At 58.2% G+C, this 13,827-nt stretch carries 10 protein-coding genes and 1 riboswitch; all 10 genes read right to left on the reverse strand.

The window, feature by feature from the left end:
• Nucleotides 1–10: 10 nt before the first annotated feature.
• A complete protein-coding gene (locus ACVWYZ_RS06810) occupies nt 11–1,483 on the reverse strand; it encodes a TrkH family potassium uptake protein (protein ID WP_457466593.1) in 1,473 nt (490 codons plus the stop codon).
• A gap of 11 nt (nt 1,484–1,494) precedes the next feature.
• On the reverse strand, nt 1,495–2,184 hold the full coding sequence (locus ACVWYZ_RS06815; RefSeq protein ID WP_414329043.1) for a potassium channel family protein: 690 nt from the start codon (nt 2,182–2,184) through the stop codon (nt 1,495–1,497).
• Nucleotides 2,185–2,254: 70 nt separating this feature from the next.
• Entirely contained in the window at nt 2,255–3,601 is a 1,347-nt protein-coding gene (clpX, locus tag ACVWYZ_RS06820) for an ATP-dependent protease ATP-binding subunit ClpX (RefSeq protein ID WP_457466594.1), read from the reverse strand.
• Between the two features lie 828 nt (nt 3,602–4,429).
• Nucleotides 4,430–6,490, reverse strand: coding sequence for an NAD-dependent DNA ligase LigA (gene ligA, locus ACVWYZ_RS06825; RefSeq protein WP_457466622.1), 2,061 nt, complete (start codon nt 6,488–6,490; stop codon nt 4,430–4,432).
• A 32-nt stretch (nt 6,491–6,522) separates the two neighbouring features.
• Nucleotides 6,523–8,571: an ArsA family ATPase gene (locus ACVWYZ_RS06830; protein ID WP_457466595.1), complete on the reverse strand. Its 2,049-nt coding sequence runs from the start codon at nt 8,569–8,571 to the stop codon at nt 6,523–6,525.
• 122 nt (nt 8,572–8,693) lie between these two features.
• Nucleotides 8,694–9,104 carry a hypothetical protein gene (locus ACVWYZ_RS06835; RefSeq protein WP_457466596.1) on the reverse strand — a complete coding sequence of 137 codons (411 nt, stop codon included), beginning with the start codon at nt 9,102–9,104 and terminating at the stop codon, nt 8,694–8,696.
• A gap of 234 nt (nt 9,105–9,338) precedes the next feature.
• Nucleotides 9,339–10,208 carry a (2Fe-2S) ferredoxin domain-containing protein gene (locus tag ACVWYZ_RS06840; protein ID WP_457466597.1) on the reverse strand — a complete coding sequence of 290 codons (870 nt, stop codon included), beginning with the start codon at nt 10,206–10,208 and terminating at the stop codon, nt 9,339–9,341.
• An 11-nt stretch (nt 10,209–10,219) separates the two neighbouring features.
• Nucleotides 10,220–10,648, reverse strand: a complete 429-nt coding sequence (locus ACVWYZ_RS06845; RefSeq protein WP_457466598.1) for a DUF1636 domain-containing protein — start codon at nt 10,646–10,648, stop codon at nt 10,220–10,222.
• A gap of 107 nt (nt 10,649–10,755) precedes the next feature.
• Entirely contained in the window at nt 10,756–12,726 is a 1,971-nt protein-coding gene (locus tag ACVWYZ_RS06850) for a TonB-dependent receptor plug domain-containing protein (protein WP_457466599.1), read from the reverse strand.
• 38 nt (nt 12,727–12,764) lie between these two features.
• Nucleotides 12,765–12,916: riboswitch (cobalamin riboswitch) on the reverse strand.
• A 329-nt stretch (nt 12,917–13,245) separates the two neighbouring features.
• A complete protein-coding gene (locus ACVWYZ_RS06855) occupies nt 13,246–13,770 on the reverse strand; it encodes a hypothetical protein (RefSeq protein WP_457466600.1) in 525 nt (174 codons plus the stop codon).
• Between the last annotated feature and the right edge of the window lie 57 nt (nt 13,771–13,827).

Here is a 13,827-nt window from a genome sequence, read left to right on the forward strand (position 1 = left end):
CAGTTCTGGACTAACCGATTAGGATCGACTCTTCAGGGTAGGTTACCAACGGGCGGGGCTGTTGTTGAGCCAAGGCCAAGACAATCGTCAATGCCCCCAACCGGCCCCAGAACATCACCAGCACAATGATCAGTTGGCCAAACCAGTTGAGCTCCCCGGTAAAGCCCGTCGAGAGGCCGCAGGTGGCAAAGGCGGAGATCACTTCAAACAACACCGGATCCAACCTACTGTTACTGTGGGTCAGCAAAATCAACCAAGCCGCCAACAATACCACAAACAGAGAAACCGTTAACACCGCTGCCGCCTTGCGCACCATGGAGGGATCCAAGCTGCGCCCGGCAATCTGAGCGCTGGGCAAACCGCGGGCATAGCCCCAGAGGGCCAACACCAACACCGCCAAGGTGCCGGTGGTCATGCCGCCCCCCATAGAAGCTGGGGCTGCCCCAATAAACATGAGAGCCATCAGCAGCAACTGGCTTGCCGGGGTCAAATCCTCAATGGGGATCCCGGCAAACCCAGCCGTTCGGGCAGAAACCGACTGAAAAAACGTCAGGCCCAAGCGGCGGGGCCAGCTTACCTCCAGCAGGGATCCGCCGGGCAAGCTCTCTCCCAAAAACAAGCCAATGCCGCCCGTGCAGAGCAAAACCACCACCACGCCCAGGGTAATCCGGGTGTGCAGAGAGGGGCGGTGGCCCCATGGCCAGGTTAACAAATCCGACAAAACTGGGATGCCCAAACCGCCGATAAAAATCAGACCGGCCAAAATCGCCAGCGACAGACCGTCTGTAGGGATCCCTTCCCGGCCAAACAGGTCAAATCCTGCATTACAAAAGGCCGACACCGCGTGAAAAATAGCCAGAAAAACTGCCCGCCCCGGCCCATAGAGATCCCGCCAGTGCACCCAGAGCAGCAGAGCCCCCCCCAACTCAATGAGAGTGACCCCCAGCAGCACCCGCCGAGTCAATTCCAGGATCGCCCCCGGATCGATTAGACCCAGCGAATTGCACAGCGCCAAGCGATTGAGGAGGGAAATGCGCCGCCCGATCAATTGAAACACCACCACCGCCAACACCATGAAGCCCACCCCGCCAATCTGAATCAGGATCAGCAGCACAATCTGGCCCAACAGGGTGAGATCCTCCGCCGCCACAATCGTCGAGAGCCCCGTCACGCTCAGGGCCGACATGGCCGTAAACAGCGCCTCATTCCAGCTCAAGGGATCCCCGCGCCCGATCCCCGGCAACATGAGCACCAAAGTTCCCACCACTGCCAAGAGCCCCAACCCTACAACCAGGCGCAATGGCGGTGGCAGCGGGCGACGCCTGTCCCCCCCGAAAAACCACTGCAGACGATTCCCAAAGGCCCTAGAGGACTGAGACAATGCCGAGCCCGGTGTCGGCAGGTGGCGGGCGCGGGATGGTACCGGTGGAACCAAGCGCTCAGAGCCCTCCTCTCGCGGAAGCGGGACGGAGCCCTCTCTCATCGGAGCCCTCCCTACATTTCATTCAGCCGCGAGATGTTGGTATTGGCCCCCAGAACCACCAGCAAATCCCCCTTTTCCAGCAGGTAGTCTGCGGGGGGAGAGACCACCAGCGATTGCTTTCGCTTCACCACCAGCACCGTGATGCCGAAGCGGCGACGCAGATCCGACTCCGCCAGCGTATGGCCCACCAACGCCTCCGGCACCTGTAATTCCGTAATGCTGTAGCCCGGCTCCAGCTCTAGCTGATCTAGGATCCCCGGTGCTGTCAACACCTGAGCCAAACGGCGCCCTGCCTCTTGCTCCGGCAACACCACCCGATCTGCCCCCACTCGCAGGAGAATAGAGCGTTGCCGCTCGGTCGACGCCTTACAGACCACATTGCGCACCCCCAGACTTTTCAGGGCCACCGTCGTCAGCAAATTGCTCTCAAAATCGCTGCCAATGGCCACCACCACCGTGTCGAAGGAGAGGATATCCACCGCTCGCAGCGCATCTTCATCGCTGGAATCGAGGGCCACCACCTGCGTCAGCTGATCCGCCAGGCGCTGCACGATCTCACGGCTGCGGTCGATCCCCAAGACATTGTGCCCTCGCTCCATCAAGGTGAGAGCCAAGCTAGAACCAAAGCGCCCCAGACCAATTACCGCATATTCACGATCCACCCGCTGTCGTTCGCGCCAGCGGAACGCAGTCCCTGCCATAGGATCTCCTGCCCCCTCTTTCAAGAACAGATCATAAGTTCATCCAGCAGGGATCGGAAGGGCCGCGACTCTAGGCCGACTCAGGCTTGGGCAGCGTAGAGGGGTGAGGAATCAGCTCGCGGGTGGAACGGCGCTCCACCATCTCTGCGGTGATGCGGATGTGCTTTAGGTCGCGGCGGGAGGGTGCCTCGTACATCACATCCAGCATTAGCTCTTCCACAATAGCCCGCAGGGCGCGAGCCCCGGTCTTGCGGCGATAAGCCTCTTTGGCAATGGCAGCAATGGCGGCAGGTTCAAACTCCAGTTCCACCCCGTCCATGCGCAACAGCTTCTGCGCCTGCTTGAGAATGGCGTTTTTGGGCTGCGTCAGGATCGCCTCCAGCGCCTTCTCATCCAGCGGATCCAAAGTCGCCACTACCGGGAGCCGCCCCGTGAATTCGGGAATCATGCCGTACTTGATCAAGTCTTCAGGCTCCAAAGCCTTGAGGGCACTGGCCATACGTTGCTCGCGGCTAACCGACAATTGCTCCCCTGGCTTGATAAAGCCCATCGATTTCTTGCCGATGCGCTGCTCGATCACTTTTTCCAGGCCAACAAAAGCCCCCCCGCAAATGAAGAGGATGTTGGAGGTGTCGATTTGAATGCAGTCTTGATAGGGGTGCTTGCGCCCTCCCTGGGGAGGCACGTTGGCTATTGTCCCTTCCAGCATCTTCAACAAAGCCTGCTGCACCCCCTCGCCGGAGACATCGCGGGTAATGGAGGGGTTCTCGCTTTTGCGGGCAATTTTGTCGATTTCGTCGATGTAGATGATGCCGCGCTGGGCCTCTTCTACGTCCATGTCCGCCACCTGCAGCAGGCGCAACAGGATGTTTTCCACATCCTCGCCCACATAGCCAGCTTCCGTAAGGGTGGTGGCATCCGCAACCGCAAAAGGCACATCCAACATGCGGGCCAGGGTTTCCGCCAGCAGGGTTTTGCCGGAGCCGGTGGGGCCAATGATCAAGATATTGGACTTCTGTAGCTCCACCTCATCCAGTTCCGAAACTCCGACGCTACCGGGGTTGGCCTTGGCAGCCAGACGCTTGTAGTGGTTGTAAACCGCCACCGACAAAACCTTCTTAGCTTTTTCTTGGCCAATCACATATTGGTCGAGATAGCGCATGATCTCCTGCGGCTTGGGCAACTGAGCCAGAGAAGGCAGGCTGCGGGAGGATTTTTTAGGAGCTTCACGCCGGCCGCCGGCAGGGGCGGCAGCAGGAGGAGTGTTGCCGTCGTAGAGTTCCTCATCCAAAATCTCGTTGCAGAGCTCCACGCACTCGTCACAGATGTAGACCCCCGGCCCCGCAATCAACTTACGCACCTGATCCTGTGACTTGTTGCAGAAGGAGCACTTTAGATGGGAGTCATATTTGGCCATGGGATCCTCGTTGCTGCTTGCTCTTGGCTATCCTAATCCGGCAAAAGCCAGAAGAAAACTAAACCTTCCAATCCAGTCGCAAATTGGCTGCGAAAGCGTAAGGAGGCCGAAGTTGGTGGAATCTCACTGACATACTAGTCTAGCATCTCCACTGGGCTCGTAGGGCTTGTTTCCGGATCCCCAAGGGGGCACGGTGCCAAGAGATTCCCATGGGGATCAACTGGAAAGACTGGAGATATAGTCATTTCAAACTGGATTGAGACACTTCCCAAGCGCTCCGTGTCGCTTCCGCGACCACCCACTCTTCAAAAGGGAGCTGGGAAGCAATGCAACGGAGGTGTTTCATTCTTGCTTCAAAGTGACCATAAGCTTCTCCAGCGCTCTGCGCTACCCGTGCAAACGCCACAGCCTCGGTTCTCCCCAAGTGTCTTACAAGGAGGAAAACTGGAAATGGAAGGGGTGAGCCGTTTCGCTGCTATCGGGAATGGTCATACATCCTTTGGACGGATTTATAGAAAAACCGCCCGACTTGACGCCGAGCGGAAGATGGTGTGAGGAGTGAACGGAAACATGCGTCTCCGCTGATCCCATCATAGTTGAACTTACCTGGCACTGGCAAAGGCAGTCATCGGAGGCAAAGGAATCTTTCAGCTAAGTTGGATACTTTTGGGAGTAATCGCGCCTTTCTCCAACCAAAAAGGGGAAGGAACTGTCCGTGTTGCGTTCGCTTCCCCCTATTGGCGTCCACTCCTCACTAGAGGTGAATCATAAATTATCCCTGCCGCTAAGACAACCCACCCTACCCAAGTTTTTCGGGGATCCACCCTGTCAAGGATGCAGATCACCGGATTCCACGGTGGGATCCAGCGCCAACAGCTCCGCTTCGGTCAGCAGGGGGATCCCCAGTTGTTGGGCTTGCTCCAGCTTAGAGCCGGGGTCAGAGCCCACCACTACGTAGTCGGTTTGGCGGCTGACGCTGGCGGTGACTTTGCCCCCCCGACTCTCAATCCAAGCCTTGGCCTGCTGGCGGGAGAGGGTGGGCAAGGTGCCGGTGATTACGAATTTTTTCCCGGCCAGGATCTGGGAGACGGCAGGGTTCTCCTGCTGAGGAAGAGCGGGGATCCCTAGCGCCTGCAACTCCTGCAACAGGCGACGATGGGCCGGCTTGGCAAACCAGGCCACCACCGCTTCGGCCACTTCCGCGCCTATCCCGTAGATCTGAGCAATGGTTTCTGCACTGGCCTGGGCCAGAAGCTCAGGGGTGGGAAAATGGCCGGCCAAAATCTGGGCGGTGACCACCCCCACATGGGGGATCCCCAGCCCGTAGAGCACTCGTTCCCAGGGCTGTTGACGAGAGCGCTGAATGGCTTGCACCAGCTTTTGGCTGGAGCGGGATCCCATCCCCTCCAAGCCCTGCAACTGCTCTGGGGTGAGGCGGTAGAGATCGGCTACGGTGCGCACTCCCAAGTTCTCCACCAATTGGGCTGCCCGCTTTTCCCCCAAGCCTTCGATATCCAAAGCATCGCGGCTGGCCCAGTGCTGCAATTGGCCGCGCAACTTAGCCGGGCACTCGGGGTTGGGGCAGCGGGTCACGGCTTCGCCGGGGGGACGAACCAAGGGGGTGTGGCATTCCGGGCACTGGCTGGGCAGGCTGTAGGGAACGGCATCGGCAGGGCGCAATTCTTTTAGGATCCCGACCACCTCCGGGATGATCTCCCCGGCTTTGCGCACGATGGCAGTATCGCCGATGTGCACGTCCAGCTCCCGCAGGCGATCGGCATTGTGCAGGCTGGCGCGGCTGACAAGGGTGCCGGCCAGAGGAACCGGCTCCAACTCTGCCACCGGGGTGACGGCGCCGGTGCGGCCCACGCTGGCCACGATGGCGCGGATGCGAGTGGGAACCTCTTGAGCTGGGTATTTGAGGGCAATGGCCCAGCGGGGAAATTTTTGCGTAAAGCCGGCCTCCTCCTGCAGCCGCAAGGAGTTCAATTTCACCACCACCCCGTCGCTGGCGTAGGGGAGCTGGGCACCCCGCCACCGCTCGTAAAACTGGATCACTTCCCCCAAGCCCCGACAGACCTGGGAGAGGGGGTTGACCGGAAATCCCAATTCCTTGAGCTGCTGCAGACACTGCCACTGGGTTTGCGGGGGATCCCCGGCGGGCCATCCTTCCGGCCAGTGGAGGGCGTAGGCGAAGAAGCTGAGCTTGCGGGCAGCCACAACGCGGCTATCCAACTGCCGCAAGGTGCCGGCAGCACAGTTGCGCGGGTTGGCAAAGGGGGGATCCCCAGCGGAACGACGCTCTTGGTTGATCCGTTCAAACTCGGCTAGGGCCAGATAGACTTCCCCCCGCACCTCCAAAACGGGAGGCGGATCTGCTGTCGCCAGCCGCAGGGGAATGGAACGAATGGCGCGCACGTTGGGGGTGATGTTCTCTCCGACCTGCCCGTCCCCCCGAGTAGCGCCCCGCTCCAAAAGACCCTCGATGTAGGTTAGGGCCAAGGCGGCGCCATCAATCTTCAGCTCACAGACATATTCCAGCTCTCCCTCTGTCCTGCTGTCGGGAACAGGGGCACGGCCCAAAACTCGCAGCAGGCGCTCTTGCCACTCCTCCAGTTCTTCTGGGTTGAAAGCGTTTTCCAAACTGTAGAGGGGGATGCGGTGGAAGACCGTGGGAAAATGCTCTGCAGGTTTTTCTCCCACCCGCTGAGTAGGGCTATCGGGGGTGACCAGTTCAGGGTAAGCCCGCTCCAGCTCTTGCAGCTCGCGGTAAAGGCGGTCGTAAACGCTGTCTTCCAGGATGGGAGCATCGTGGACATAGTAGGCAATGCTGGCCTTCTGCAGCAGGGTGCGCAGCTCGCGGGCGCGTTCTTCCAACTTGGGATCCATAACGCTTTGGGTGAGCAAGGTCTACCCCTAGGTTAGGGCTCCTGAGGAGCCAATAAGTAGGAGCCGATATTCTCCACGCTGGGAGAATGCAGCGAGGGAATGATCAAGATAGCCTGCTGGGAAAATAGCTGGGGGAGCTGGGCCAGAAGAGCCTGGTGACGACGGCGGAGGGCCTCTCCAAAGGGGGTAGAATCCTCTAACCACACTCGATTGAGAACGGCGTAGGGATGAGGGATCCCCAAAGCATCCAATTCCGCCAAAAGACGCTCGGTTTCTGCCAGAACCGCCTGCTCGGGGTTAAAGACGGGGATAAAGGTGACAAGCTGGGGATCCTGGAGCTGCTGCCGAAGCTGCCGCACCTGGGCCAAAAGCTCCCGCATCCGCTGCGCCCATTCCGACCTGCCCACCACATCCCGATATTTCAGCCACAGCTTCAGGGCCAAGCTTACCCAACCTTCCAGAGCCTGGGGCATCTGCAGAAACCGCAGGAGATGGCCTGTGGGAGCCGTGTCCAGCACCACCAGGTCGAACTGCCCGCTCGTCTCCTGTCGGAGAACACTCAACAGGGCCATCACCTCATCCAAGCCGGGTGGGGGCATCTGCAGCAGTTGCCGCCACGCCTGTGGGTCGTATTGGACTTCCACCCCTGCCGTCCCCTCCCCTGCCAAGATGGCCGCCACCTCCTCCAGATAATCCTGCCGGAATTGCTCCAGCACCGCCGCCGCATCGACCTCCTGCCCCAGCAGGTTGGGCAGCAGGGGAATGGGATCCTGACCCAGTTTCGTCTGAAACAGATCCCCCAACGAGTGGGCCGGATCGATGGAGACCAGCAAGAGCTGCTTGTCGGGATGGCGCTTGGCCAAGGTCCAAGCCAGGGCCCCGGCCACCGTCGTCTTGCCCACACCCCCTTTGCCCCCCACCAACACCAGTCGGATCCCTTGGGTCAAAAAATCCGGTAGGGACGGGATCCCCTTGAAGGAAGGGAAGAGGGTGGAGAAGAGAGACTTTCTCTTCTCTTGGCTCTCTGCTTTTTGCTCTGGGATCCCTTCCAACTCCAGCAGCACCTCTGGCAAGGGGCGAAGCTGCTGAACCAGCTCATCCAGGGCCGCTAACCCAATTGGCTCCTGCAGTTGATAGGGACAGATCCAGATAGGATATCCGGGCAGCTCCTCCTGTAGGGCTTTGAGCACACGCCGCTGTTCCTGTTGCCGCGCCAAGTAGAGAGGAGAGGGGAGAGCAGCGGGCAGCGAAGGTTGGCTGTTATTCTCTCTTGCAAGCAGCACCTGATTGACCAGAAGACCGCCGATGGGCACGCGGCGGTTTTGCAGTTGCTGACAAAAGCGGCGGGTTTCCGCCACGCTCAACTGCTCCGGGATCATCACCAGCCAAGCAGAGGTGCTCTCCGGAGTGGTCAAGCGGGCTTTGCCCCCCTCCAGTTCCCTCTGCAACTGGGCTAAAAATGCATCCGCCTCATCCGGTCGATAGGTGCCCGTCAGGGCTTGGGCGATTTCCCGGTGCTTGGCCTGAAAGGTGGCAAACACGGCCAGCAGATTATCCAAAAAGTCGGGCAGCTCCAACAGCCGCAGGGTGTGCCCGGTGGGGGCCGTGTCCAAGATAACGGTATCCACCTCCTCCCCAGCCAGCAGCCGGTTGACCTCCAGAATCGCCATCAGCTCATCCACCCCCGGCCAGGCTAAATCCCAGATTGGCAGCAGATCCTCTCGGCCAAACCAACTGCCCCGCTCGGCAATGAGCTCCAGGGCCGGCCCATAGGTTTGCCGAAAAGACCGCAGCAAAATCTCCGCTTGCAAAGCCCGCACCTGCAAATTGGGGCGATCCGGCAGGGGTTGGGCCACATCCGTAACCGAGATTTGCAGCACGTCCCCCAACGAGTGGGCGGGATCTGTGGACATCAGGAGCAGACGGCGCTGGGGATCCACCTGGGCCAGTTGGCGAGCCAGCGCGCAGGTCAAGGTTGTTTTGCCCACTCCTCCCTTGCCGCTGAACAGCAAGAGGCGTTGGGAAGCCAAGAGCAGAGGATGGCAGGAATGCTCCTCACTGTTAACGCGACTGAGTTGCAAAGGGATCCCCTCCCACATAGGTCGCCCCTATTTTGGCCTGGATCCCTCTTGGGGATGCTCTAGATCACTGCAAAGGTGCTCCGCACCGCTGACGGGATGGGAAGAGCTTGTACGGGAGCAGCTCACCGCAGTTTCTCCTCTCCCAGCCACACCCGGCGACGTCCTCTGTCCCACACCAGCAGCGCGTGGATCCCGATCCAAAGTCCTGTCCACAGCCAGTTGTGCAGCCAGATTTTGCCCAGAATGGGCAGGGTCAGGCCCTCCGTTCCCCCCAAAACCAGGCCGGCGGCCAAAATCAGCCCTTCAAAAGCCAGAAACCCCAAGATGAGCATGGCCGGGATCCAGAGATAGTTCAGCAGCAGTTGCCTTGGCCGAAGCGGCTTGGACTGAGAAAACAGAGGTCGGTAACCGCCAGCAAGAGCAATCCCCACCGTGCCGATCCCCAGCACCAACCCCCAGGCAAACGAATCGGGAGTGCGGGGATAGTTGTGCCAGGTGTAGCCAAAGATTTGGTTGGCCAGCCAAATCATCAAAGCACTAATGATTGCCCTTTGGCGGGTTAAAGTTGTGCCTGCAACAATACCAACAGTTACAAAAGGAAGGGTACATGTATAAGCAATATTGCTGAGACAGCCGACGGTGGTAAACAAGCTGGGCCAGAACCAGCCTTGGGCCAAATCTTGAGCAGCTTGTATCCAAAGTGGGGCTGAGATCAAGCGGCAAGATCTGGGGATAGGTTGAGCACTCGATTGCAGGCCAATCATGCTTTAATCTCCTGGAAAAAGGTGGTCTTTCAGAGGACAGCTATTAAGCAAATGCTCAAAAACAATTTGCCGAGCTACTTGGGGAGTAACCCGCTTGTACCAGGTGCGATCCCCAGAGTAAAAAACCACGGGCCCCTGTTGGCAAACTTCCAAGCAGCCTGAGGTGATAACCTGTACGTCTAGGTTGGCTTCTCGAAGAGCCAATTCCAGAGCTTCCACAACCGGTTGGTAGTTGCGGGAAGGATAACAACGGCTGGAACGACAGACGGCAAGGTAGGGACGTTTAAGAGGGTTATCCTCATAGGGGATCCGCTCTTTCCCCTGCACATAGATGGCGTGGATGCGCTCGTAAAGAGAAAGCTTTTGGTAATCTGCTTTGCCTTCCGGCAGGTAGTCTTCCTCTGGCCCCAAAAAGGGGCTGGGCAGAAAAATCTGCAGCAAAGGCTCTTCTGCTCCATTCCAGAATTGGATTCCCCACATGCGGGGCTGACCTTGGGGATTGAGGCGCCGGTAGAGAGCAGCACGGCTAACCAATCTTTTGCGGCGCAGCTCGGGTGGGGTCTTGCGATGGGGGCCGCCTTGGTGCTCCTCCAGGCACAAATGCAGGTGCCAAGTTTCGGTGGCAACGGTTAGATAGCCATCGTAGAGCACGCACAAAGCTGGAGGTTTCTTGAAAGCCAGCTCCAGCACCCCGCCTTCCGCCACATGGCCCACCTGGATCTCGGCCCAGTGCTCTTGAAACAGCTCGTAGAGCAACGGCCCCAAGCAGTCGATGTGGGCAGGGATCCCTTCATAAAGGGTTGTCCAACCCGTTAAAGAAACTTCCTGCCAAGCTTGATGGAGGGGGGTTATCCAGGGGGTAAAAGTGGCCATGAGAAAGCTCCTCAGTGCAGTGGTGGAATACGAGCAATCACCCCTTTTTTGAGAGGGCGCTCGGCCCAGGGTAGGATCCCATCTGGCTTGGTGAGGTAGAGCTCTGCTGTCTGCAGAATCAGCTCCACATCTTTTGGATCCAGATCTCCAAAAACATAGGTCATCTTTTGAGGTGCTGCCAACGCAACAACGCAAGCATGGCTGCAGGCGCTCATACAGGCAACTGGTTTTAGAGTTAGTTGGGGGTGGAGGGTTTGGGATTGCAGGGCAGACAGCAGCATTTCTCCCTTGCTAGTCCCTTCTTTTTGGCCGTTAACCCACTGAGATCCGCAGGTGATGCAAACCCAGAGATAATGACCGCTGGGTTGCTGAGCAGCGCTGCCAGCTTGAACTGGCAACTGGGAAGTTGATCGAGACATGGTGCTCCTTGATATAGTCATAGGTTTCTGTCCAAGCAAAGGGTGTGAGAAGAGGCAAAGACGATCTCAATGTCTTGGCCAAGGATTCAGCAGTGAGTTAGACAGCTAAAAGTCAGCCTCAAGTCGCTCTAAAATTGGCCCCTTAAATTAAGCCGAACGGTGCGACCCACTCCGGGGTAGCCGGGGAAAACCTCATATTGCTCATCCAGCAGGTTATCGACTCCCACCTCGAGAGCGAGATTTTCTGCTACTGGGATCCCTCCCCGCAGAGCCAGGTTGGTGTAGCCGGGCAGAGATTGGGTATTGGCGTTGTTGGTAAAGAAAGTGCCAATGTGATGCAGGAAAACTGAGGCATACCGATCCTCTGCATCGCGGTAGCTCAGGCCCAGGTTGAAGCTGTCTGCTCCCACGAAGGCTAGCTGTTTGCCAACCGCTTTGGGATCCAGCGCCGAGCGGATGATGGGATCGTTCAGGGTGTAGTTGGCAAAAAGAGTCCAGTTTTCCCCCAATCGCAAATCCAGGGCTGCTTCCAAGCCCGTGTATTCCACGAGCTCAATGTTTTCGTAGGTTCCCCTGCGCGGGCCAGTGCTGACAAAGGTAATGCCATCGCGGATGCGGTTATGGGCAAAGGTCAAGCGCAGTAGGCCAAAATCTCCCAAAGCCTGATCCAGGCCAATGTCAAAACTCTCTCCCCGCTCCGGGCGCAAATTGGGGTTGCCGTCGACTTCAAAAAAGCCCCGCAAACGAAAGAATAAGTTTGAGATCAAGGGGGTGCGAAAGCTGCCGGCATAATTGGCCCTCAGGGTGGTGCCTTCTGCCAAAACCCAGCGGATCCCTGCGGCAGGAGAGGTGGCCGAACCGTTGACCAGATTGCTCGAATCTTGGCGAACACCTAAGTTGAGATAAAAGTTGGGCTGTGGCTTGTAATCCAGGCGGGCAAAGAGGGCCCCTTGGTTCACGGTATTGTCGTAGTTGACATTGGTGGATCCCCTGGCAAAGGAGAAGGTGGTGTTGCGAGCTGAAATGGATCGGTAGTCTGCTCCTAGAGTAAGCTCCAGGTTTTCAGCAGCCTTCCAGGTGTATTGCAGTTGGGATCCCCACCCCGTTCGCAGGATCTCATCCCGGGATCCCTGGCTTTGTGGGGCGCTGAAGCGATAGTTGAGGTCGTCAAAAAATACCCTAGCTTGCAGGGATCCCTTCTCTTGATTCCACAGCCAACTGAGATCTAACAGCAGGTCGTTGGTGTTTTGCACTGCATCGGGGGAGGGAAACTCGGTGCTGCCAGGCACCTGAAACGCTTTGTTGAGATAAAGGGCATTTCCGGTTAGGACTTGGCCTTCTGCCAATTGCCAGGTGAGCTTGGCTTGTAGGTTGTGGTACTCCACCGCCGAGTTTTCCCGCCTGCCGGCTTTGCCCAAACGCCTAATTTCAAAGGGAAAGTCGTTGTTGCTCTGCAGACGGCGATAGCTGACCACCCAGCCCAGATCCTGCACCTGGCCGCGGTTTTGGATCCCTTGCTCGTTGAGGCCGTAGCTGCCGATAGCCGCTTCCAGCACGGTCTCGGATCCCGGCTTTGGATCCAGCGTCACGATGTTGATGACCCCGCCAACGGCATCGGAGCCGTATAAGGTGGAGCCCCCACCTGGAGAGATCTCAATACGCTCGACCACATCTGTAGTGATCTGAGACAGATCGAACCCGCCAAAAAAGCCCAGGTCGTTAATGGGGCGGCCATCCAAGAGCACCAACACCTGGGCCGTTCGTCCTCCCCGCATAAACTGGGAGCTAAGGGCTCCCAACTGGGTTCCCGCCGTGCCGTCGCTGAGGATCCCGGGCAGGTAGCGCAGGGCCTCCTGAACGGTTCTTGCCCCTTGCTCTCGAATTTGCTGGCGGGTAATGACGTAAACCGGGCGGGAAGAATCCCGCAGCAAGCCGGGGCGACGAAAAGGCGTGGTGACGGGTTGATTTAAAATCTCGGCGCTAACGCCGGTTTCCAAAACCTCTTGAGCTGAGGGCGGGGAAGCTGCCGGCTGCGCCCACGCTGGGATCCCCAAAACAAAGCCCCCCAGCGCCAGGCTGAGACCTAGAATGGGATTCATTTTCCTAAAGCTCCTGATTCCGTGCGACGCGGAAGAAATGCGAGCCAAAACCGCAGGCGGGCATCCTGACTGAGGGCATGGGTCTAGCCCAAGCCCATCACAGTTGCGGCACAGCGCCGGATTTGCACCGGACTTTCCCCTTTACATGCCCTGGCTGATCCCCAGGACAACCTGTCGGTACAGCTTTCTCTGCGATTGCTCCGAAAAAGCCGTGCTAGGCATCATACATCCCCTGCTCTGGAGTTCCTATCCTGCCAGGGGGGATGTCATCCCCAGGGGTGAACGGGATCCCAACGGCAATCCCAGGGCTTCGGATGGGCCACATCCCATTTAGGCCAGATTTCTTCACTGCTTTGTAAGCAGTTGAAGGATAGCCCGCTGCTACTCCAGATCGCGAGGCCCAGGGATCCCTTAGCCTTTTAGGGAACAGAGATACGCTGAGACTTCACAAGACCCACAGCTTTTGGGAAAGCAAGATGGGGACGCTGGCCTAGCCGTCATGGGCGGGATCCGTATGAATTAGTACCCAACCGGGTAGAAAAGAGGAGCTTTTTCGATTTCAGGCGGGGCTGTCGTCTGGTGGGCTGGATCCGGTTCAACATGGCTGGGAGAGGCAATCGGCACCTCGATCATCCGATCCGGTACCAGCGGCACCATTTCGGAGCGGTCGGCGATTTCCCGGAGAGAATTGGCAATGGATTCCTGAGTCAGCAGAAACTGTCGTTCGTTGCGCTGCATCTGCTGCCACACCTGGTAACGCTGGCTCCACCGGCTTTGGGTATGCACAGTCCAACTGTAAAGGCTCAACACTGAAACGCCGGAGAGGATAGCCATCCCTGTGGAGATTTGCTTCCACCAGGCTAGGTGTTCTGCCCAAGCAAGATGCTGGCTGCGAGGATGGGCTGATTTCAACTTCAAATTCAAAGGTTGGGTGCGGCTGGCCTGAACTGTACCGGAGAGGGGTCGGCTCAGAGCAGAAGACCGTCTGTGGCGACGAGGGTTTTTGGGACGATCAAGACCTGCGTTCAAAGGCTGGCTAACCATGGGGCTTAACCTCACACACACCAAGGGATCCGACGGTGCAGGACTGCCGGTTCCGCT

The organism is Thermostichus sp. MS-CIW-37 (genome assembly GCF_054060065.1).